Origin of the sequence: Streptomyces sp. T12 (genome assembly GCF_028736035.1) — a bacterium.
GTDB lineage: Bacteria > Actinomycetota > Actinomycetes > Streptomycetales > Streptomycetaceae > Streptomyces.
The window spans coordinates 3,328,741-3,348,484 of record NZ_CP117866.1 but is presented as its reverse complement, the minus strand read 5'-3'; the positions used below and the strand labels follow the sequence as shown (position 1 = coordinate 3,348,484).

Here is a 19,744-nt window from a genome sequence, read left to right as displayed (position 1 = left end):
GTACGATGCTTTGATGTCCGTCCCGAAAGCAGAACTGCACCTCCACATCGAAGGCACCCTCGAACCCGAGCTCGCCTTCGAACTGGCCGACCGCAACCGCGTCGAGCTGCCGTACGCCGACACCGACGAGCTGCGCAAGGCCTACCAGTTCGAGGACCTCCAGTCCTTCCTGAACCTGTACTACGAGCTCATGGCCGTCCTGCGCACCGAGCGCGACTTCGAGGACCTGGCGAACGCCTACCTCGCCCGCGCCGCCGCGCAGGGTGTGCGGCACGCGGAGATCTTCTTCGACCCGCAGGCCCACACCAAGCGCGGGGTGGAGCTGGGGACGGTCGTCGAGGGGCTGTGGCGGGCGCTGGGCAGCAGCGAGGCGAACCACGGCGTCTCCACCCGGCTCATCATGTGCTTCCTGCGCGACGACTCCGCCGAGTCGGCCATGGAGACGCTCCGGGCCGCCGAGCCGTATCTCGACCGGATCGTCGGCGTCGGCCTCGACTCGGCCGAGGTCGGCCACCCCCCGGTGAAGTTCCGCGAGGTGTACGAGGCCGCCGCCGCCCTCGGCCTGCGGCGCGTCGCGCACGCCGGCGAGGAGGGGCCGCCCGCCTACATCACCGAGGCCCTCGACGTCCTCGGCGTCGAGCGGGTCGACCACGGGCTGCGGTGCATGGAGGACCCGGCGCTGGTCGAGCGGCTGGTGCGGGAGCGGGTGCCGCTGACGCTGTGCCCCTTGTCGAACGTACGGCTGCGCACCGTCGACGTCCTCGCCGAGCACCCCCTGCCCGCGATGCTCGACGCCGGGCTGATGTGCACGGTCAACTCCGACGACCCGGCCTACTTCGGCGGGTACGCCGGCGACAACTTCGACGCCGTACGCCAGACCCTCGGCCTGACCGAGGAACGGCTCCGAGAACTCGCCCGCAACTCGTTCCTCGCCTCCTTCCTGGACGACGACGAGGCGCTGCGGGCGCGGTATCTGGCCGAGGTGGAGGCGTACGAGTTCAGGTAGCCGCGGTGAGGCGGTCGGGGGCGGCGGGGGTGGCTTCGGCGCTGTCCAGGGGGATCTCGACCACCTCGACGCCTTCCGCGACTTCGACGGTCTTCTGCGGCCGCCTGCCCAGCGCCACCGCCGTCATCGGTACGGCGATCACCAGCAGCCCGGCCGCCAGCACCGCGCCCATGACCGGGAACCCGGCCTGCGCCGAGAGCACGCTCCCGGTCAGCGGGCCCGCCGCCGTGCCCAGCGACGACGCCGAGCCGACGAGGACCGCCCAGCGGCCGCGCCTGTCGAGGGAGGCGGCCAGGCCGATGACGTACGACAGGACGATCGGGTAGAGCGTGTTCCAGGCGATCTCGCCGGTCGCGAAGGTCGGCAGGTCGGTGGCGGACGCGCTGAGCGTGATGCAGGCCGCGATGAGGGCCGTACCCGCGCCGATGGGCAGCGCGCGACCCAGGCGCGGGCCGAGCGCGCCCGCTCCGGTGACGCCCAGCAGCCCGGCGCCGAGCGCCACGGCGAACACCGCGCCGACCGTGGCCTCCGTCAGATGCGCCTGGGTCAGGCCGATCCGGCCGCTGACGCCCCAGAGGGAGTTCTGGGCGAGGGACCAGCACAGCATGCAGGCGGCGAGGGTCAGGCCCTGGCGGCGGTGGGGGACGGGCGAGGTGTCCCAGCCCTGTCGCGAGGTGGTCGTGGCGGCGGGGAGCCGGCCCGTCAACGGCCATACGGCGAGCGCCGTGAGGGCGATCGCGGCGAGCGGGAGGCCGTGTCCGGGGCCGAGGTGGGGGACCGTCAGATAGACGGCGCCCGCGAGGGCGGAGACGCCGAGGAGGCCGAGCGTGGTGGCCCGGTGCGGGTCGGGCAGGGCGGCCACCCCGGTGGCGGCGACCGCCGTCGCCGTACCCGAGCCGAACCCGCCGACGAGCGCGCCGAGCACGACGGCCGGTACGGCGTGGGTGAGTGCGGCCCCGCCGTAGCCGACGACGGCGAGAACGAGGGCGATGCGTGCCAGGGTCCGTGCCCCGACCCGTTCCACCCGGGAGGCCAGCAGGACGCCCGCCGACGCCGAACTCAGCAGCAGCGCGCTGCCGACGGCGCCGGCCTGGGTCGGGGAGAGCGGAAGTCCGGAGTCGAGCCTGCCGACGACCGTCGGCAGCAGATACGGAGCCAGGTACCCGGCCGTGAAAAGGGCGACGAGGGGCCAGGCAGTGGTGCGGGGGGCGAACACGGGCGTTCCCAGGGCATGCGAAAGGAGCGGCTCAAGAGGGGGAGGGCGCAGGCCGTCGACGGACAGGAACGCGCGAGGAATTTGTATCAAGCAGGGACAGGCGCGAAGAAGGGAGGGGGGTGTGATCTGGGGCACGTTCTGTTTGCGGTGAGGCAATGCGGGTAAGAGGCGCCCTCACCTGCGCCAGTGCACCGACCCGTTGCCGCCGACCCCACCGGGAACCGTCGCCTCGATCTTCGCCCTGATCTCCCGCATCACCGCGACGATCCGCTCCTCGTGCCCCGCCGACAACCGGGCCACCGGCACCGAGCAGCTGATCGCGTCCTGGGCCGGGGAGTCGTAGCGCAGGGCGAAGCCGAAGCCGACGATGCCGGGGACGCTCTCCTCGCGGTCGACCGAGTAGCCGCGCGCCCGTACGGCGGCGAGATCGGCGGCGAGGGGCTCGCGGGTGGTGTGGGTGTGCGGGGTGAGGGACTCGTACGGCCCCTCGGGGAGGTCGCCGTCGGGGCGTTCGGCGAGCAGCGCCTTGCCCAGGGCTCCCGCGTGCGCCGGGAGGCGGCGGCCCACCCGGCTGATCGTCCGCAGGTATTCGTGCGACTCGCGCGTCGCCAGATACGCCACGTCCCGGCCGTCCAGCCGCCCCAGGTGCATCGTCTCGCCCAGCGCCTCGGACGCCTCGTCCAGATACGGGCGTACGGCGCGGACGCGCGGGTCGGAGTCGAGGTAGCTGGTGCCGGTGAGCAGGGCGTGGATACCGATGCCGTAGAGCGAGCCGGTGACGTCGGTGCGGACCCAGCCGCGGGAGATCAGGGTCTGCAGCAGCGCGTACATGGAGCTGCGCGGCACCTCCAGCGCGTCCGCCAGCTCCTGGAGGCGTGCGGGGCGGTCGCCGCGCGCGGCGAGGAGCTCCAGCAACTCGACCGTCCGCGCCGCGGACTTCACCTCGCGGACGCCGCCTGTCTCTGACATGGGGCGATGGTAATCGGGCCGCATCGGATCGACCGCGCCATTGACGGTCATGGACAGGTCGACGTCGGTGGGCTGCGCAACATCCAGCAAGAGCCGCACCGGCGGTGGCTGGAAGACGACGGCTCGCTCCGGGACCGCGACGACGCGGCCGCCATGCGGATCGCCGACCCCGGATGGGGCACGCCGTCGGTACCCCGCTGGTAGGGCCTCGCCGACCGCTCCGGTGAGGTCGTCCGCGGGGGCTCGGGCCGGATCGCGGTGGCGTTGTCGGTGGCGTGGTGCACACTGGCCAGATCAGCATCACGTCAGGGAGCGCACCGTGACCACGCCCACCGCGCCCAACGGAAAGGGACCCTCGCCCCAGGGGCCGTCGTCCAGGGCAGGGAAGCCGTACCGCCGGAGCCAGGTCGACCCCCTCGCCGGCCTGCGCACGCCCGCCGACCCGCCCTGGGACGTGTATCTCACGGGCACGGTCTTCCTCGACATCATCTTCACCGGCCTGGATTCGGCCCCGGTGCGCGGCACCGAATCGTGGGCGCGCGGGATGGGGTCGAGCCCCGGCGGCGTGGCGAACATGGCGACGGCCCTGGCCCGCCTCGGCCTGCGGACCTCGCTCGCCGCGGCCTTCGGCGACGACCACTACGGCGAGTACTGCTGGGACGCGCTGGAGCACGGCGAGGGCATCGACCTGACGCCGTCGCGCACGGTGCCGGACTGGCACTCCCCGGTCACGGTCTCGATGGCGTACGAGGGGGAGCGCACGATGGTCTCCCACGGCCACGAGCCGCCCCCGGAGGAGCCGGCGCCCGACTGCCCGCCACGCGCGCGTGCCGCGGTCGCCTCCCTCGTGCCGGGCCGGCGGGCCCCCTGGATCGCGCAGGCCGCGAGCAAGGGCACCCGTATCTTCGCCGACGTCGGCTGGGACGACACGGGGGCATGGGACCTGCCGGGACTGGCCGACCTGGAGCACTGCGAGGCCTTCCTGCCGAACGCGCAGGAGGCCATGCGGTACACGGGCACCGACTGCCCGCGCGAGGCCGCCCACGCCCTCACCGCGTACGTCCCGCTCGCGGTCGTCACCCTCGGCGCGGAGGGCGCGTACGCGGTGGACGGACGGACCGGGGAGACGGCCGAGGTCCCCGCGATCGCCGTCGAGGCCCTCGACCCGACCGGCGCCGGCGACGTCTTCGTGGCCGGCTTCGTCGCGGGCACCCTGGCCGACTGGCCCCTCGCCGACCGCCTGGCCTTCGCGGGCCTGACGGCAGCCCTCTCGGTCCAGGAGTTCGGCGGCTCCCTGTCCGCCCCCGGCTGGGCCGAGATCGGCGCCTGGTGGCGCAAGGTCCGCTCCCTCGACCGGCAGGACCCCGAGGCCCTGCACCGGTACGCGTTCCTGGCGGATCAGGTGCCGGAGGAACAGGGCAGACCGTGGCCGCTGCGGCGGGCGGTGCCGACGATCGGGTTCCGGCGCTCGGCGTGACGACTGCGGCGCCGCGGCCTTGCGGGCTCAGCTCGGCGTGGCCGGCGTCAGCACCACGAAGTCCGCCATCGCCGGGTCGACGCAGACCGCCAGCCGGCCGACGCCCTCCGCGTCCTCCGGCCCCATCTGCACGCTGCCGCCGTTCTCCGTGACCTTGGCGACGGCGGCGTCGCAGTCGGTGACGTTGAAGACCGGGTGCCAGTACGGCCGCCCGTTCGCCAGCGCGAGGTTCTCCGCGGGCAGCTCCATGAGGCCGCCCTGCATACGCTCCTCGGGCAGCCCGGCCGGCGTGATGAGGGTGTACGCGCCCCCGCCGCCCGGCAGCGGCATGTCGCTGAACTGCCAGCCGAAGACACCGCCGTAGAACTCCTTCGCGCCCGCGGCATCGCTCGTGTACAGCTCGGTCCACGACAGCGACCCCGGCTCGTCGGCCAGCTCGAAGCCCGAGTTCTTCCCCGGCTGCCAGACGGCGAACTGGCCGCCCAGCGGATCGTTGAACTGCGCCATCCGCCCCCAGTCGTCGAGGTCCCGCGGCGCCACCCGCACGGTGCCGCCCGCGCGCTCCACGGCCTGGGTCGCAGCGTCCGCGTCGTCGACGGTGTAGTAGATCATCCAGGCCGACCGCGCACCCTCCTCGGTGAGCTTGCCCAGCCCGGCGACGGTCTTGCCGTCCTTCTTGAACATCCCGCCTTCGAAGTCCTCCGCCTCGCCCATGGACTCGTACTCCCAGCCGAGCACCGCGCCGTAGAAGGCCGCGGCGGCCCGGACGTCGGGGGCGCCGAGGTCGAGCCAACAGGGGGAGCCGGGGGAGAGGTCAGTGGTGATCATGGCGATGCCCTTTCGCAGATCTGTACCACCTCAGCGTGGCACCGAGCACTGACACTCGCCCGCTGACGTTCGCTTCTCAGCGCCGATCAGCGGGGCAGGGGCGGCGGGGGCGAAGAACTCCCCGGACCTCAGCCCGCCGTCACCGTAGCCCGCAGCGCCCCGTCGGGCCCCGCCACCAGCACCGGCGTACCCGGCCCGCCCAGATCCCGCACCGCCGCCCGGTCCTGCGCCGACGGCGCCTGCGCCTCGGTCACGACCGCCGCCGCCTCCAGCGACTTCGCCCCCGACGCCGCCGCCATCGCCACCGCCGTCTGCAGCGCGCTCAGCTTCAGGGAGTCCAGGGCGACGGTCCCGGCGACATACGTACGGCCGGTCTCGTCCCGTACGGCCGCCCCCTCGGGCACGCCGTTGCGGGCCCGCGCGGAACGGGCCAAGGTGATGATCTTGCGGTCCTCGGGGTCGAGCGCGCTGTTGTCGGTCATGACCTGAGCATACGTAGCGACCTGCCGGCCTAACCGGCCACGGGGTACATCGCCCCGCGCCGCCCCTCCGGCGACGCCAGCCACTCCAACTTCGCCGCCGTGTCGGCCTCGTCCAGCGGCGTGTGCAGGACGATCGACAGATCCGGCCGCACCGGCATCTGCAGCACCGTCGACTCCAGGCACAGGAGTCCGACCACCGGATGGTCCAGCTCCTTGCGGATCTGCCCGGCGTCCTCGATGTCCCGCCGCTCCCACAGCGTGCCGAACTCCGGGCTGGACGCCTTCGCTTCGGCCAGTACGGCCTGGAACCCCTCGTCGTCGGGAGAGGCCGAGCAGGCCGCGCGGAACTGCGCCACGAGCGTACGGGCGTTCGCGTCCCAGCTTCTCGGCCGTGACCGGTACATCGGATTCGCGAAGAACTCGATGAGGCAGTTCCACCTCTCGCCGGGCCGCATGCCGAGCACCGCCGCGGCCGCTTCGCTGTGCAGCACGGCGTTGTAGTACTTGTCCATGATGTACGCCGGATGCGGCATCCACGCGTCGATCAGCCGCCGCAGCCCGTCGCACATGTCCTGCGGCGCCGGTGCCGCCACTTCGGGCGCCGGCGGGTTCAGCCCGGCCAGCAGGTACAGATGCCGGCGCTCGGCGTCGCTCAGCCGCAGCACACGGGCGACCGCGTCCAGCACCTGGGGCGACACGGAGATGTCCCGCCCCTGCTCCAGCCACTGGTACCAGGAAGCGCCCACTCCGGCGAGCACGGCGACCTCCTCGCGCCGCAGCCCCGGCGTACGCCGCCGCGCTCCGCCGTCCGGCAGGCCCGCCTCGGCCGGTGTCACCCGGGCCCGCCTGCTCATCAGGAACTCGCGTAACTCGCGCTGCCGTTGGCTCTTCAGCGTGCCCTTGGACACGTAGGGATCCCCCTCACCCTGTTGGCTGGTGGTGCCACCACCAGGACAACTGCCCGCTCCCCACGGCTATTCCACCACCGTCAGTCTCTAGCCCATGGCGATCGATCCCACCAGTCCCCCGACGTCCCCACCGCTCGACACCCCCCGATTATCGACGCGCGACAGACTCATCCTGTTCGTCCTGTGCGCCGCGAACTTCATGGTCGCGCTCGACTTCTCCGTCCTGAACGTCGCCCTCCCCGTCCTCGGCGCGGACCTCGGCATGAGCCAGTCGGCGCTGCAGTGGGCGGTCACGGCGTTCGCGCTGCCGTCCGGCGGCTTCCTGCTCCTCTTCGGCCGCATCGGCGACCTGTACGGCCGCCGCAAGCTGTTCCTCACCGGCCTCGTCCTGTTCGCCGCGGCCTCGCTGCTCGCGACGTTCGCCTGGGACCCGGCGTCGTTCCTCACGGGACGCGCGCTGCAGGGCCTCGGCGCGGCCGTCATCGTGCCGTCCGGCATGTCCCTGCTGACCACCACCTTCGCCGAGGGCCCCGCCCGGGACCGCGCCCTCGGCATCTCCGGGACACTGATGTCCCTCGGCTTCACCGTCGGCGTGGTCGCGGGCGGTGTCCTGACCGACGCACTCGGCTGGCGCTCCACGATGGGCCTGCTCGCCGTCTTCGCGCTGATCGTGCTGCCGCTCGCGCCCGGCCTGCTGCCCGAGTCCCGCACCCCCGACCGCCCGCACCTGGACGTGCCCGGCGCGATCACCGTCACCGGTGGTCTGCTGTCCCTGATCTACGCCCTGACAACGGCCGCCGACCACGGCTTCGGCCGCGCCGACGTCGTCGTGACGCTGATCGCGGGCATCGCGCTCCTGACGGCCTTCGCGGTGGTCGAGTCCCGCACCGACGCACCCCTGGTCTCCCTCTCCATGCTGCGCCGCCGCACGGTGGCGTGGGGCAACCTCGGCGGGCTGATCACCTTCTCGATGATGTCGACGGTGGTGTTCGTCCTCACCCTGTACCTGCAGGAGATCCTGCATCTGTCGTCCTGGGAGGCGGGCCTGGTCTTCGGCGTCCAGGGGATCATGGCGGTGATCGCGGGCTCGCTCACCCCCAGGGTCGTCAGCCGTCTCGGCGCGCGCCGCACCCTTGTCGCCGGGCTCACCGGCCAGGGCGCCTTCATGATCGCCCTGCTGTTCCTGAACGCGCACAGCTGGTCCGTCTGGCTCGCCGTGGTCGCCGTCTCGCTGGCGAGCATGCCTCACGTGGCCGCGATCATCTCCTACGGCCTGACGGTCACCTCGGGCGTCCCCGACGAGGAACAGGGCCTGGCCACCGGCCTGGTCACCTCGACCCAGCAGGTCGGCATCACGATCGGCATCCCCCTGCTGGGCGTCCTCGCGACGACCTCCGACGACCTGCTGTCCGGCACCCGCCTGGTCATGGGGATCGACGCGGCGATCCTCCTGGTAGGCGCGGCCCTGATCGCACTCGGCCTGCGGACCTGGCGGTCGGCCGGTTCAGGGGCGGTCGAGGCGGAGCCGGTCGGCTCTCGGTAGACCGGCCACGACCAGGTCGTACGAGTCCTCGACGAGCTCCCGGACGAGACGGTCCGGGAGCTCGCCGTCGACCGTCACCGTGTTCCAGTGCCGCTTGTTCATGTGCCAGCCGGGGACGATCAGGCCCGGGTGTTCACCGCGCAGGCGTACCGCGTCATCCGGGTCGCACTTCAGATTGACCGTCAGGGGCCGCGCGTCCAGGTTCGTCAGCGCGAAGAGCTTGCCCAGCACCTTGAAGACCGAGGTCTCCGGGTTGAACGGGAAGTCCTCCACGGTCGCGTTGAACGACAGGCAGAACGTGCGCAGCTCCTGAGGGGTCACTCCGGCTTCGTCTCCTCCTGAAGGGGCCCGGCGGGGGCCACCGGCTCCACGAGCACGGTCACGATCTTGTTCCGGCGCCCGGCCGCCGCCTCCGCCGTCAGCCGCAGCTCACGGCTGTCCGGCAGCTCGACCAGCGACGACGCCCCGGCGATCGGTACCCGGCCCAGCGCCTTCGCCAGCAGCCCGCCGACGGTCTCCACGTCCTCGTCGTCGTACTCGTCGAGGCCGTACAGCTCGCCGAGGTCGGTGATGTCCAGGCGGGCGGTGACCCGGTAGCGGTCCTCGCCCAGCTCCTCCACCGGCGGCAGCTCACGGTCGTACTCGTCGGTGATCTCACCGACGATCTCCTCGAGGATGTCCTCGATGGTCACGATGCCGGCGGTGCCGCCGTACTCGTCGATGACGACGGCGACGTGGTTGCGCTCCTGCTGCATCTCGCGCAGCAGGTCGCCGGCGTTCTTGGTGTCCGGGACGAAGGCGGCGGGCCGCATGGCCGTGGACACCAGCTCGCTCTCCGCCTCCCGGCTGATGTGCGTCTTGCGGGCCAGGTCCTTCAGATACACGATCCCCACCACGTCGTCCTCGCTCTCCCCGACGACCGGTATGCGCGAGAAGCCGGAGCGCAGGGCGAGGGTGAGGGCCTGGCGGATCGTCTTGTAGCGCTCGATCACGACCAGGTCGGTGCGCGGGACCATGACCTCGCGCACCAGCGTGTCGCCCAGCTCGAAGACCGAGTGCACCATGCGGCGCTCGTCGTCCTCGATCAGCGACTCCTTCTCGGCGAGGTCGACCAGCGCCCGCAGCTCCGCCTCGGAGGCGAAGGGGCCGCGGCGGAAGCCCTTGCCTGGAGTCAGCGCGTTGCCGATGAGGATCAGCAGGTAGGGGATAGGACCCATGATCCGCGCGAGCGGCAGCAGGACGTACGCCGCCGCCGTCGCCGTGTTCAGCGGATGCTGGCGCCCGATGGTGCGCGGGGAGACCCCGACGGCGACGTACGACACCAGCACCATGACCGCTATCGCCACCAGGAGGGCCTCGGTGGTGCTGTCGAACTCCTGCAGGCAGGCGTACGTGACGAGCGCGGCGGCGGCCATCTCGCAGGCCACGCGCACCAGCAGCGCCACGTTCAGATAGCGGGTCGGGTCGGCGGCGACGAGCGCGAGCTTCTCGCTGCCGCGCCGGCCGCTGCGTACGGCCTCCTCGGCGCGGAAGCTGGAGACGCGCGCCAGGCCCGCCTCCGCGCAGGCGGCGAGCCAGGCGACCACCACGAGGGCGATCGCACCGGAGACGAGGGGGAGGCTCATGACACGGTCGGGGCAGGGGACGGCCCGGTCAGCCCCTTCTCCGAACGCCAGCCGTCCACGATGGCGGCCTGCAGGCCGAACATCTCGGCCTTCTCGTCGGGCTCCTCGTGGTCGTACCCGAGCAGATGCAGCACTCCATGGACGGCGAGCAGCTGGAGCTCCTCGTCCATGGAGTGCTGCGTGGGCGCTTCCGCCCCCTGCTTGGCGGCGACTTCGGGGCACAGCACGATGTCCCCGAGGAGCCCCTGCGGAGGCTCGTCGTCGTCCTTGGACGGCGGCCGCAGCTCGTCCATCGGGAAGGACATGACATCGGTCGGCCCGGGCAAGTCCATCCACTGAATGTGGAGCTGCTCCATGGCGTCGGCGTCCACGACGATCACCGAGAGCTCGGAGAGCGGGTGGATGCGCATCCGCGCGAGCGCGTAGCGGGCGATGTCGAGGATCGCCTGCTCGTCGACCTCGGTTCCGGACTCGTTGTTGACGTCGATCGACATGGTCGTGCTGTGTCTCTACTTCCCCTTGTGCCCGGCCTTGCCGCCCCGGCCCTTGTGCGAGCCGTTCTGGGTGCCGTGCTTGCTGTCGTACAACTCGTACGCGTCGACGATACGGCCGACGAGCTTGTGCCGGACGACATCGTGGGAGGAGAGCCGGGAGAAGTGGACGTCCTCAAGGCCCTCCAGGATGTCCTGCACCTGCCGCAGACCGGACTTGGTGCCGTCCGGGAGGTCGACCTGGGTCACGTCACCGGTGATGACTATCTTCGAGTCGAAGCCGAGACGGGTGAGGAACATCTTCATCTGTTCGGGGCTGGTGTTCTGGGCCTCGTCGAGAATGATGAAGGCGTCGTTGAGCGTCCGGCCACGCATGTACGCGAGCGGTGCGACCTCGATGGTCCCGGCGGCCATGAGCCGTGGGATGGAGTCGGGGTCGAGCATGTCGTGCAGCGCGTCGTACAGCGGTCGCAGGTACGGGTCGATCTTCTCGTACAGCGTCCCCGGCAGGAAGCCGAGCCGCTCACCGGCCTCCACCGCAGGCCGGGTCAGGATGATGCGGTTGACCTGCTTGGACTGCAGGGCCTGCACCGCCTTGGCCATGGCGAGGTAGGTCTTGCCGGTGCCCGCGGGGCCGATGCCGAAGACGATCGTGTGCTTGTCGATCGCGTCGACGTACCGCTTCTGGTTGAGGGTCTTGGGGCGGATGGTGCGGCCGCGGGAGGAGAGGATGTTCTGGGTGAGCACCTCGGCCGGGGTCTCTTCCGGACCCTCCCCGTTCTCACTCGCTCTGAGCATGGCGATCGAGCGTTCCACTGCGTCCTCCGTCATCGGCTGTCCGGTGCGGAGCACCAGCATCATCTCGTCGAACAGGCGCTGGATGAGAGCGACTTCAGCGGCGTCGCCGACCGCGCTGATCTCATTGCCCCGGACATGGATGTCGGCCGCCGGGAAAGCCTTCTCGATCACGCGCAGCAGGGAGTCGCCGGACCCCAGCACGGTCACCATGGGGTGCTGGGCGGGGACGGTGAACTGTGCTCTCGCCTGCCCCTGCGCGGGTGTGTGAGCTGTGGGTGTCTGAGTCATGGGCCGGCTCTGTAGGCCTTGCTCGTCCTCCTCGAAACGACTCGTCCGCCACCGGGGCGGCCTGGCGAATTCCAGGGTACGCCGGGGGACTGACAACGCCGTAGGCCTTTTCGCGGGGGAGGTGAACGGGCCTCGTCCTCAGGCCGGGGGCGAGGAACTGCCCTCAGAAGCCCAGCTTGCGCAGCTGCCGCGGATCCCGCTGCCAGTCCTTCGCCACCTTCACGTGCAGGTCCAGGAAGACCGGCGTTCCCAGCAGCGCCTCGATCTGCCTGCGGGACTTGATGCCGACCTCCTTCAGGCGCTTGCCCTTGGGGCCGATGATGATGCCCTTCTGGCTGGGGCGCTCGATGTAGACGAAGGCGTGGATGTCGAGGAGCGGCTTGTCCGCGGGGCGGTCCTCGCGGGGGAGCATCTCCTCGACGACGACGGCGATGGAGTGCGGCAACTCGTCGCGGACGCCCTCCAGCGCGGCCTCGCGGATGAGTTCCGCGATCATCACCTGCTCCGGCTCGTCGGTGAGATCACCCTCGGGGTAGAGGGCCGGACCCTCCGGCAGGAGCGGGACGAGCAGGTCGGCCAGCAGGTCCACCTGCTTGTCGCCGACCGCCGACACCGGCACGATCTCCGCCCACTCGAACCCGAGCTCCTTGCCGAGCTGGTCGATCGCGATGAGCTGCTCGGCGAGCGTCTTGCCGTCCACGAGGTCGGTCTTCGTGACGATCGCGATCTTCGGCGTCTTCTTGATGGACGCCAGTTCCTTCGCGATGAAGCGGTCGCCCGGGCCCAGCTTCTCGTTCGCCGGAAGGCAGAAACCGATCACGTCGACCTCGGCCCACGTGGTCCGTACGACGTCGTTGAGCCGCTGGCCGAGCAGCGTGCGCGGCTTGTGCAGCCCCGGGGTGTCCACCAGGATCAGCTGGGCGTCGGGCCGGTGCACGATGCCCCGCACCGTGTGCCGCGTCGTCTGCGGCTGGTTGGCGGTGATCGCCACCTTCTGCCCGACCAGAGCGTTCGTGAGGGTGGACTTGCCCGCGTTGGGGCGGCCCACGAAGCAGGCGAAGCCGGCGCGGTGGGTGGCCTCGGGCGACTGCTCGGATGACTGGGTTCGAACGCTCATGGGGCCCATTCTCCCTGATCCACAAGCGCCCGCCGCACCACGGGCACCGCACCTTCCACTCGGTGAGATTTCGGAAACCCCGGCGCAATGAAACCTCACCGAAACACATCCGTACGCGCCCGGAAACGCATGCCCGTGAATCTCTGACGAGCCCCCACCTCGATGGAGACGACCGTGACCCTCGCCGCCGCGCAGGCAGACACCGGCGACACCGCCTGGCTGCTCGCCGCCACCGCACTCGTGCTGCTGATGACCCCGGGCCTGGCCCTCTTCTACGGCGGCATGGTCCGCACGAAGAGCGTCCTCAACATGCTGATGATGAGCTTCGTGTCGATCGCGCTCGTCACCATCGTGTGGCTGGTCTGCGGCTACTCCCTCGCCTTCGGGGACGACGCCGGCGGCGGTCTCATCGGCGGCCTCGAACACGCCGGGATGGCCGGTCTCGGACCGGACAGCGTCCAGGGGACCGTCCCCACCCTCCTCTTCGCCACCTTCCAGCTCACCTTCGCGATCATCACGGCGGCCCTGATCAGCGGCTCGATCGCGGACCGCGCGAAGTTCGGGGCGTGGCTGGTGTTCGTGCCCGTATGGGCGCTGCTCGTATACGTTCCCGTCGCCCACTGGACCTGGGGCCCGGGCGGCTGGATCCTCGACCGCCTCGGCGCCCTCGACTTCGCCGGCGGTCTCCCCGTCGAGATCACCTCCGGCGCCTCCGGCCTCGCCCTCTGCCTGCTCCTGGGCCCGCGGCTCGGGTTCAAGAAGGACGCCATGCGCCCGCACAACCTGCCGATGGTCGTGCTGGGTGCGGGGCTGCTCTGGTTCGGCTGGTTCGGGTTCAACGCCGGCTCCGCCCTCGGCGCCAACGGCCTCGCGGCCGCCGCTTTCCTCAACACCCTCGCCGCCGGCTGCACCGGCCTGCTCGGCTGGCTCTTCGTCGAGAAGAAGCGCGACGGTCACCCGACGACGCTGGGCGCGGCCTCCGGCGCGGTCGCCGGCCTCGTCGCCATCACGCCCTCCTGCGGCTCGGTCTCCCTGCTCGGCGCGCTCGTCATCGGCCTCGCCGCCGGTGCCGTCTGCTCCTACGCCGTCGGCTGGAAGTTCAAGTTCAACTACGACGACTCCCTGGACGTCGTCGGCGTCCACCTCGTCGGCGGCATCATCGGCACCCTGCTGATCGGCGTCTTCGCGACGGCCACGATGACCGGCGGGGCCGAGGGGCTCCTCTACGGCGGCGGACTCGCGCAGCTCGGCAAGCAGCTGGTGGCCATCGTGGCCGTGGCGGCGTACGCCTTCGCCGTCACATACGGCATCGGCAAGGTCATCGACAAGGTCGTGGGCTTCCGGGCGAGCGAGGAGCAGGAGCACACCGGCCTGGACCTTACGGTGCACGCCGAGACCGCCTACGATCACGGGGTCCTGGGGCACGGCGCCCCGGTCACCGCGTCCGTCGCGTCCCCCGTCCCCGCCGCGCAGAAGGTCAAGAAGCAGGCATGAAGCTCATCACCGCCATCGTCAAGCCGTACCGGCTCGACGAGGTCAAGACCGCCCTCCAGGAACTCGGTGTGCACGGTCTGACCGTGACCGAGGCGAGCGGCTACGGCCGCCAGCGCGGCCACACCGAGGTGTACCGCGGCGCCGAGTACCAGGTCGACCTGGTGCCCAAGGTCCGGATCGAGGTCGTCGTCGACGACGCGACGGCCGACGACGTCATCGACGCGATCGTGAAGGCCGCCCAGACCGGCAAGATCGGCGACGGCAAGGTCTGGGCGCTGCCGGTCGACACGGTCGTACGCGTGCGGACGGGCGAGCGCGGCCCCGACGCGCTGTAAGCACGGAGTGCCGGGCGCCGGGACCGCGCCCCGTCAGCGCGTCACGCGCCTCAGTCGAACACGAACGGGCCCGGCGACTGCGGCCCGGTCGCCGTGCAGGTGATGGTGATGCCGAAGACGGTCATCTGCAGCGAGCCGCCGAAGGCCTCCAGGCTGTCGCCGGAGGCCACGGTGCCGCTGAGCGGGCCGACCTGGACGGGGTCGCCGGCGGCCATCGCCGGGTTCTCCGTGCCGGTGAAGCTGGTGGTGCCGCCGCTCGCCTTCACCAGGGTGAGCGTCGAGGAGATCGAGTCCTCCCCGAGCGCGATCGGCGCGGTGATCGCGGAGGACTTGAGGGTGAGGGTGGCGGCGGTGCCGTCCTGTGTCGCCGTGAGCGTCGCCTCGCCGCCGCCGAAGCTGCCGCAGTCGGCGGTGATCGTGGCGGTGCCGGGGGCGACGGCGAGGGCGGCGGGTGCGAAGGCGAGGCCGGTGACCGCGAGGGTCCCGGCCACCAGCGCTGCACCTGCTCCGATGCGTGTGCGTCTCATGGGGATCCGCTCCCTTTCGAGGTGGGGAATTCCTGGTGTGGGGGTGGGGGAATTGCTCGGCAGGTGGATGCGGACACACTGCGTGGGCAGCTGACGTGCACAGTTGAAGTGCACAGCTGACATGGAGAGTTGAATCTGACGGTCCGTCGGAACCGTCGTTTCCATTGATGCGCGTGGGGCGAGGGTCGGCAAGGGTGATTTCCGGCCTCAACTACCCACGAGTCAACTACCGGTCCCCTCAAGCCCCTTGCTGGGTGACATGTCCTGCAGGCCCACCACGCGCAGGAGTTGCAGGCGCTCGTAGGCCTCCGTGCCCGGGCGGGCGGTGTGGACGACCAGGAGGTGGTGGTGTTCGTGGCTGACCATGACCTCGCAGTCCAGTTCCAGGAGGCCGACCAGGGGGTGCACGAAGCGCTTCGTCGCCCGGTTGCGCTGGGACACCTCGTGCTCGTCCCACAGGCGCGCGAACTCCTCGCTCGACGCCCTCAGTTCGGCGACCAGCGCGGCCGGTTCCGGGTCGTCGGGGCGGGCCGCGGCGACCGCGCGCAGGGTGGCCACGTGGGCGCGCGCGTGGCCCGCGAGGTCCTCCTCAGGGAAGAGCGTGCGCGCGGCCGGGTCCAGGAAGAAGAGGCGGGTCAGGTTGCGCTCGCGGCGCGGACGGGACATCACGTCGCCGACCAGCGCCCTGGCCATCGCGTTCTGGGCCAGCACCTCGCCGCAGTCGTTCACCACCTGCGCCGGGGTGTCGTGCAGCCGGTCCAGGATCAGCAGCAGCCCGGGGCGGACATGCGCCGAGGCCGTCTCGCGCCGCGGGGGTTCCTCGCCGGCCAGGTGGAAGAGGTGGTCCTGCTCGACGTCGGTCAGGCGCAGCGCGCGGGCCAGGGCCGTCAGCATCTGGCGGGACGGGCGCGGCCCCCGGGACTGTTCGAGGCGGGTGTAGTAGTCCACCGACATGCCCGCCAGCTGCGCCACCTCCTCGCGGCGCAGGCCGGGCGTGCGACGCCGGGCGCCCGGCGTCAGGCCCACGTCCGGCGGGGTCAGCCGGGCACGGCCACGGCGCAGGAAGTCGGCGAGTTCGGCTCGGTTCACCCCTCAAGCCTGCGGCAGCGCGCCCGGCTTATCCAGGGACTGCCGATCCCCTGATCAACAGGTCTCTCCCGGCCGGAGCGTCCCCGGCCGAGGCTGGTGGCACCAGACCGAGAGGAACAGATCATGGTGACACTGGTGACAGGCCCGACGGGGCAGGTCGGCCGACGCTTCGTCCCGAGGCTGCTGGCCCAGCGGCGGCCGGGGGAGGAGGTACGGGTTCTCGTGCGGGACGCCTCGCGCGGCGAACCCTTCGCCGAGCTCGGCGCCCAGGTCGTCGTGGGAGATCTGCGGGACACCGAGACGCTCGGCAAGGCGGTCGCCGGGGTCGACGCGGTGGTGAACGTCGCGGCGTCCTTCCGCGGGGTGCCGGACGAGGAGGCGTGGGCGGTCAACCGGGACGCGGCCGTGGAGCTGGGCCGTGCCGCGCTGGCCGCGGGCGTGCAGCGGTTCGTGCAGGTCAGCACGGGGATCGTGTACGGCGTCGGGCGGGGTCGCCCGCTGACCGAGGACGACGAGACCCGGCCCGGCGGCGCGATGTGGGGGGCCTACGGCGAGTCCAAGGCCGAGGCCGAGGGGGAGCTGCTCGGCATGGAAGGCCTCGACGTACGCGTCGCCCGGCTCCCCTTCGTCTACGGCGAGGGCGACCCGCATCTCGCCCAGTCCCTGATGTGGGCCAAGAACTGGGCGGCGACCCAGCGACTGCACATGGGCCATCACGCGGACGTCGCCCAGGGGTTGCTGCGGATCCTGCACGCGCCGGGAATCGCCGGCCGCATCTACAACATCGCCGACGACGCCCCCGTGACGGCGGTCGAGCTGCACCAGCTCAACGGCGTCGAGGTGCCCGCCGAGCTGTACACCCGGACCGATCCCGACCCGTGGCTCGTCATCACCTCCACGGAGCGCATCCGCCGCGAGCTGGGTTACCGGCCGCTGTACCCGTCGGTGTACGCCGCCCGGGAGGCGGGAGCCCTGTAGGTCAGTCCACCCCTCGAATCCGCCCCACCAGCACCGCCCCCGCCAGCCCGGCCGCCGCCGCCAGCCCGTACAGAACCCGGTATCCGCCCAGGTAGGTGACGATCGGTGCGGCGAGGGCGGGGGCCGCCACCTGGGGCAGGGCGTTCGCCACGTTGATGACGCCGAGGTCCTTGCCGCGGTCGAGGGCCTTCGGCAGCACGTCCGTCATCAGCGCGAAGTCGACCGACATGAACACCCCGAGGCCGAGGCCCAGCAGCGCCGCCACGACGATCGCGCTCGGCCAGGTCTGCCAGAGGGCGAGCAGGGCCGTGGCCGCCGCCATCAGCACCCCGGACCAGTACACGAACGGCTTGCGCCGGCCCACCCGGTCCGACCAGGCGCCGCCCACCACGACCGTGGCCAGCAGCGTCACGCTGTTCACCGCGGTGAGGATCAGGACGCCCTGCTCGGGGTCGTCGTGGTGCAGGCGGTCCCGCAGGTAGTACAGCAGGTAGAGGATCACCAGCGCGTTGCTGAGGTTGATCAGGAAGCGGGTCAGCCAGGCCCACCCGAAGTCGGGGTAGCGGCGCGGGCTCAGCCAGAAGCCGCCGGTGAACGAACGCCAGGACCACGCCGGCCGGTCCGCGGCCCCGAGTCGGAGATCCCCGTACCGCAGGACGTACGGCAGCACACCCGCCAGCGCGAACACCGCACACGCCGCGTACCCGGCCGCGATCCCGCCCACCGCCGTCGCCAGCCCCGTACCGGCGACCGCCCCGAGGATCTGCGCCGCGCCCAACCAGCCGCCCACCACGCCCCGTTGGAGCCGAGGCACCCGGTCCGGCACGGCCGCCGTCACCGCCGCGAAGGCGGCGTTGAGCGTCAGCTGGACCAGGCACCAGCCGACCGCCATGGTCCACAGCCCGCCCGCCCCGGCGAGCAGCAGCAGCGACAGCGCGCCGCCCGCCGCGCCGGCCACGATCCACGGCGTACGGCGGCCCCAGCGGGCCGTGGTGCGGTCCGAGAGCGCGCCGAAGAACGGGTTCGCCACCAGCGACACGACCGCGCCCATGCCCGTCACCCACGCCAGCAGCGTCTCCTTCGACATCCCCGTGCCGGGCGCGAAGTCCTCCGCCTGCTGGGCGAGCAGGATCTGCAGCGGGCCGTACCAGCCCACCCAGATCGCCACGTTGGCCAGCGACAGCGCCGCCGTCCAGCCCCGGCCGACCCGTTCGACGGGCTCCGCGAGGGCCGTGGTCATCTCTGGGCCCGGAGCAGTTCCCGGTACCAGGCGTACGACGCCTTGGGAGTCCTGGCGAGGGTCTCGAAGTCCACGTCCACCAGCCCGAACCGGCGTGCGTACCCCTCCGCCCACTCGAAGTTGTCGAGCAGCGACCACACGAAATAGCCGCGTACGTCCACGCCCGCCTCGATCGCCTTGTGCACGGCCCGCACATGAGCGTCCAGGTAGGTGATCCGGTCCTGGTCGTCGGTCCCCTCGTACGAGCAGCCGTTCTCCGTGATGACGACAGGGGGGAGCCGGTCGCCGTACCGCTCACGGAATCCGGTGAGCAGCTCCGTCAGGCCCTCCGGCACCACCGGCCAGCCGAAGTCCGTGACCGGGACACCCTCGATCTCCCTTACGGAGAAGGGGAGTTCGGCCGGAATCGTCAGGCCGCCGAACTCGATGTCCGTGCCCTGCGGTGCGCCCACCCGCGTCGGCGCGTAGTAGTTGACGCCGTACCAGTCGATCGGTTCGGCGATGACCTTGAGGTCGGCCGAGACGTCCCCCGGCATCAACTCGCCGAGCCCCGACGGGTATTCACCCAGCAGCAGCGGTTCGGCGAACAGCCGGTTGAGCAGGACGTCGTAGAAGTCCGCGGCCTCCACGTCCGCCGCCTCCCGGGACGCCGGCCACGTCGGCCCGTGCGAGTTGGCGATTCCGATGTCCGTGGCGCCGGCCGCGCGCAGGGCCCGTACCGCCAGACCGTGGGCGAGCAACTGGTGGTGGGCGACCGGGAGAGCGTCGAACATGAGCTGCTTGCCGGGGGCGTGGGCACCCAGGGCGTGTCCGAACAGGGTGTGTTCGGCGGGCTCGTTGAGGGTGATCCACTTCTGCACGCGGTCGCCGAGGCGGTCGGCGACGACGGACACGTACTCGGCGAAACGCGACGCCGTGTCCCGCTCCAGCCAGCCGCCCTTCTCCTGAAGGGACAGCGGGAGGTCCCAGTGGAAGAGGGTAGGGACCGGGCGTACGCCCGCCGCGCACAGCTCGTCCACGAGGCGGTCGTAGAAGTCCAGGCCGCCCTCCCGGCGCACCCTCGGCCAGGAGATCGAGAAGCGGTACGCGCTCACGCCCAGGTCGGCCAGCAGCGCCACGTCCTCGCGGTAGCGGTGGTAGTGGTCGCAGGCCACCGCCGCCGTGGAGCCGTCCTTCACCCGTCCCGGCTCGGCCGTGAAGGCGTCCCACACGGACCGCTCGCGCTCGTCCGCCGCTCCCTCGATCTGGTGGGCGGACGTAGAGACGCCCCACAGGAAGCCGGCCGGGAACTGAGGTATCGGGTTCGTCGCCATGGGCCGGATCATCCGTACCG

At 71.5% G+C, this 19,744-nt stretch carries 21 protein-coding genes; 7 read left to right on the top strand and 14 right to left on the bottom strand.

From position 1 onward, the window contains the following. The first annotated feature begins 13 nt into the window (after positions 1–13). Positions 14–1,006 (top strand): adenosine deaminase, encoded by a 993-nt coding sequence (locus PBV52_RS14925; RefSeq protein WP_274238845.1) that lies wholly within the window; start codon positions 14–16, stop codon positions 1,004–1,006. On the opposite strand, the gene PBV52_RS14920 is transcribed toward PBV52_RS14925, so the two are convergent. After that, positions 999–2,222, bottom strand: coding sequence for an MFS transporter (locus tag PBV52_RS14920; protein WP_274238844.1), 1,224 nt, complete (start codon positions 2,220–2,222; stop codon positions 999–1,001). The two genes, PBV52_RS14925 and PBV52_RS14920, sit on opposite strands and share 8 nt — an antisense overlap. A gap of 174 nt (positions 2,223–2,396) precedes the next feature. After that, entirely contained in the window at positions 2,397–3,191 is a 795-nt protein-coding gene (locus tag PBV52_RS14915) for an IclR family transcriptional regulator (RefSeq protein ID WP_274238843.1), read from the bottom strand. A 6-nt stretch (positions 3,192–3,197) separates the two neighbouring features. Between PBV52_RS14915 and PBV52_RS14910 the strand changes: the two genes are divergently transcribed. Both PBV52_RS14910 and PBV52_RS14905 read left to right on the top strand, forming a co-directional pair. Continuing rightward, on the top strand, positions 3,198–3,395 hold the full coding sequence (locus PBV52_RS14910) for a hypothetical protein (RefSeq protein WP_274238842.1): 198 nt from the start codon (positions 3,198–3,200) through the stop codon (positions 3,393–3,395). A gap of 115 nt (positions 3,396–3,510) precedes the next feature. Next, positions 3,511–4,668 (top strand): carbohydrate kinase family protein, encoded by a 1,158-nt coding sequence (locus tag PBV52_RS14905; RefSeq protein WP_274238841.1) that lies wholly within the window; start codon positions 3,511–3,513, stop codon positions 4,666–4,668. A gap of 27 nt (positions 4,669–4,695) precedes the next feature. Here the strand turns inward: PBV52_RS14905 and PBV52_RS14900 are convergent, their stop codons facing one another. The 3 genes from PBV52_RS14900 to PBV52_RS14890 form a co-directional block, all read right to left on the bottom strand. Continuing rightward, positions 4,696–5,496: a VOC family protein gene (locus PBV52_RS14900; RefSeq protein ID WP_274238840.1), complete on the bottom strand. Its 801-nt coding sequence runs from the start codon at positions 5,494–5,496 to the stop codon at positions 4,696–4,698. A 128-nt stretch (positions 5,497–5,624) separates the two neighbouring features. Continuing rightward, positions 5,625–5,978 carry a cytidine deaminase gene (locus tag PBV52_RS14895; RefSeq protein ID WP_274238839.1) on the bottom strand — a complete coding sequence of 118 codons (354 nt, stop codon included), beginning with the start codon at positions 5,976–5,978 and terminating at the stop codon, positions 5,625–5,627. A gap of 29 nt (positions 5,979–6,007) precedes the next feature. Further along, the gene (locus tag PBV52_RS14890) at positions 6,008–6,832 is read right to left on the bottom strand and encodes a helix-turn-helix transcriptional regulator (protein ID WP_274249392.1); all 825 of its coding nucleotides are present in this window, start codon (positions 6,830–6,832) and stop codon (positions 6,008–6,010) included. Positions 6,833–6,980: 148 nt separating this feature from the next. On the opposite strand from PBV52_RS14890, the gene PBV52_RS14885 reads away from it, so the two are divergent. Continuing rightward, the gene (locus PBV52_RS14885; protein ID WP_274238838.1) at positions 6,981–8,429 is read left to right on the top strand and encodes an MFS transporter; all 1,449 of its coding nucleotides are present in this window, start codon (positions 6,981–6,983) and stop codon (positions 8,427–8,429) included. Here PBV52_RS14885 and PBV52_RS14880 read toward each other — a convergent pair. The 5 genes from PBV52_RS14880 to era all read right to left on the bottom strand — a co-directional run bounded on the left by PBV52_RS14880 (position 8,391) and on the right by era (position 12,757). Further along, positions 8,391–8,750, bottom strand: a complete 360-nt coding sequence (locus tag PBV52_RS14880) for an MmcQ/YjbR family DNA-binding protein (RefSeq protein WP_274238837.1) — start codon at positions 8,748–8,750, stop codon at positions 8,391–8,393. The genes PBV52_RS14885 and PBV52_RS14880 overlap by 39 nt on opposite strands. Then, complete coding sequence (locus PBV52_RS14875) at positions 8,747–10,054, bottom strand: hemolysin family protein (protein ID WP_274238836.1); 1,308 nt, start codon at positions 10,052–10,054, stop codon at positions 8,747–8,749. Before PBV52_RS14875 ends, PBV52_RS14880 begins: the two co-directional genes overlap by 4 nt. After that, complete coding sequence (gene ybeY / locus PBV52_RS14870) at positions 10,051–10,548, bottom strand: rRNA maturation RNase YbeY (protein WP_274238835.1); 498 nt, start codon at positions 10,546–10,548, stop codon at positions 10,051–10,053. The genes PBV52_RS14875 and ybeY overlap by 4 nt, the downstream gene beginning before the upstream one ends. A 15-nt stretch (positions 10,549–10,563) precedes the next feature. Beyond that, positions 10,564–11,631 (bottom strand): PhoH family protein, encoded by a 1,068-nt coding sequence (locus PBV52_RS14865; RefSeq protein WP_274238834.1) that lies wholly within the window; start codon positions 11,629–11,631, stop codon positions 10,564–10,566. Positions 11,632–11,794: 163 nt separating this feature from the next. Then, on the bottom strand, positions 11,795–12,757 hold the full coding sequence (gene era / locus PBV52_RS14860) for a GTPase Era (protein WP_274238833.1): 963 nt from the start codon (positions 12,755–12,757) through the stop codon (positions 11,795–11,797). Between the two features lie 153 nt (positions 12,758–12,910). Here era and PBV52_RS14855 point away from each other — a divergent pair, with 153 nt between their 5' ends. Next, a complete protein-coding gene (locus PBV52_RS14855; protein WP_274238832.1) occupies positions 12,911–14,242 on the top strand; it encodes an ammonium transporter in 1,332 nt (443 codons plus the stop codon). Further along, positions 14,239–14,577: a P-II family nitrogen regulator gene (locus tag PBV52_RS14850; RefSeq protein WP_274238831.1), complete on the top strand. Its 339-nt coding sequence runs from the start codon at positions 14,239–14,241 to the stop codon at positions 14,575–14,577. The genes PBV52_RS14855 and PBV52_RS14850 overlap by 4 nt, the downstream gene beginning before the upstream one ends. Positions 14,578–14,627: 50 nt before the next feature. Here PBV52_RS14850 and PBV52_RS14845 read toward each other — a convergent pair whose 3' ends face one another. Together PBV52_RS14845 and PBV52_RS14840 are read right to left on the bottom strand one after the other, a co-directional pair. Continuing rightward, a complete protein-coding gene (locus PBV52_RS14845) occupies positions 14,628–15,104 on the bottom strand; it encodes a hypothetical protein (RefSeq protein ID WP_274238830.1) in 477 nt (158 codons plus the stop codon). Positions 15,105–15,326: 222 nt separating this feature from the next. Continuing rightward, a complete protein-coding gene (locus tag PBV52_RS14840; protein ID WP_274238829.1) occupies positions 15,327–16,193 on the bottom strand; it encodes a helix-turn-helix transcriptional regulator in 867 nt (288 codons plus the stop codon). Positions 16,194–16,316: 123 nt separating this feature from the next. Between PBV52_RS14840 and PBV52_RS14835 the strand changes: the two genes are divergently transcribed. Next, positions 16,317–17,171 carry an NAD(P)-dependent oxidoreductase gene (locus PBV52_RS14835; protein WP_274238828.1) on the top strand — a complete coding sequence of 285 codons (855 nt, stop codon included), beginning with the start codon at positions 16,317–16,319 and terminating at the stop codon, positions 17,169–17,171. A gap of 1 nt (position 17,172) precedes the next feature. On the opposite strand, the gene PBV52_RS14830 is transcribed toward PBV52_RS14835, so the two are convergent. Then, positions 17,173–18,411, bottom strand: a complete 1,239-nt coding sequence (locus tag PBV52_RS14830) for an MFS transporter (RefSeq protein ID WP_274238827.1) — start codon at positions 18,409–18,411, stop codon at positions 17,173–17,175. Beyond that, positions 18,408–19,736, bottom strand: a complete 1,329-nt coding sequence (locus PBV52_RS14825) for a GH1 family beta-glucosidase (protein ID WP_373921867.1) — start codon at positions 19,734–19,736, stop codon at positions 18,408–18,410. The genes PBV52_RS14830 and PBV52_RS14825 overlap by 4 nt, the downstream gene beginning before the upstream one ends. Between the last annotated feature and the right edge of the window lie 8 nt (positions 19,737–19,744).

Bases quoted from the DNA above. Each gene is read 5' to 3' on its own strand.
- PBV52_RS14925 (WP_274238845.1), top strand. From the start codon at position 14: ATGTCCGTCCCGAAAGCAGAACTGCACCTCCACATCGAAGGCACCCTC.
- PBV52_RS14915 (WP_274238843.1), bottom strand. From the start codon at position 3,191: ATGTCAGAGACAGGCGGCGTCCGCGAGGTGAAGTCCGCGGCGCGGACG.
- PBV52_RS14910 (WP_274238842.1), top strand. From the start codon at position 3,198: ATGGTAATCGGGCCGCATCGGATCGACCGCGCCATTGACGGTCATGGA.
- PBV52_RS14900 (WP_274238840.1), bottom strand. From the start codon at position 5,496: ATGATCACCACTGACCTCTCCCCCGGCTCCCCCTGTTGGCTCGACCTC.
- PBV52_RS14895 (WP_274238839.1), bottom strand. From the start codon at position 5,978: ATGACCGACAACAGCGCGCTCGACCCCGAGGACCGCAAGATCATCACC.
- PBV52_RS14890 (WP_274249392.1), bottom strand. From the start codon at position 6,832: ATGAGCAGGCGGGCCCGGGTGACACCGGCCGAGGCGGGCCTGCCGGAC.
- PBV52_RS14885 (WP_274238838.1), top strand. From the start codon at position 6,981: ATGGCGATCGATCCCACCAGTCCCCCGACGTCCCCACCGCTCGACACC.
- PBV52_RS14875 (WP_274238836.1), bottom strand. From the start codon at position 10,054: ATGAGCCTCCCCCTCGTCTCCGGTGCGATCGCCCTCGTGGTGGTCGCC.
- ybeY (WP_274238835.1), bottom strand. From the start codon at position 10,548: ATGTCGATCGACGTCAACAACGAGTCCGGAACCGAGGTCGACGAGCAG.
- PBV52_RS14865 (WP_274238834.1), bottom strand. From the start codon at position 11,631: ATGACTCAGACACCCACAGCTCACACACCCGCGCAGGGGCAGGCGAGA.
- era (WP_274238833.1), bottom strand. From the start codon at position 12,757: ATGGGCCCCATGAGCGTTCGAACCCAGTCATCCGAGCAGTCGCCCGAG.
- PBV52_RS14855 (WP_274238832.1), top strand. From the start codon at position 12,911: ATGGAGACGACCGTGACCCTCGCCGCCGCGCAGGCAGACACCGGCGAC.
- PBV52_RS14850 (WP_274238831.1), top strand. From the start codon at position 14,239: ATGAAGCTCATCACCGCCATCGTCAAGCCGTACCGGCTCGACGAGGTC.
- PBV52_RS14845 (WP_274238830.1), bottom strand. From the start codon at position 15,104: ATGAGACGCACACGCATCGGAGCAGGTGCAGCGCTGGTGGCCGGGACC.
- PBV52_RS14835 (WP_274238828.1), top strand. From the start codon at position 16,317: ATGGTGACACTGGTGACAGGCCCGACGGGGCAGGTCGGCCGACGCTTC.
- PBV52_RS14830 (WP_274238827.1), bottom strand. From the start codon at position 18,411: ATGACCACGGCCCTCGCGGAGCCCGTCGAACGGGTCGGCCGGGGCTGG.
- PBV52_RS14825 (WP_373921867.1), bottom strand. From the start codon at position 19,736: ATGATCCGGCCCATGGCGACGAACCCGATACCTCAGTTCCCGGCCGGC.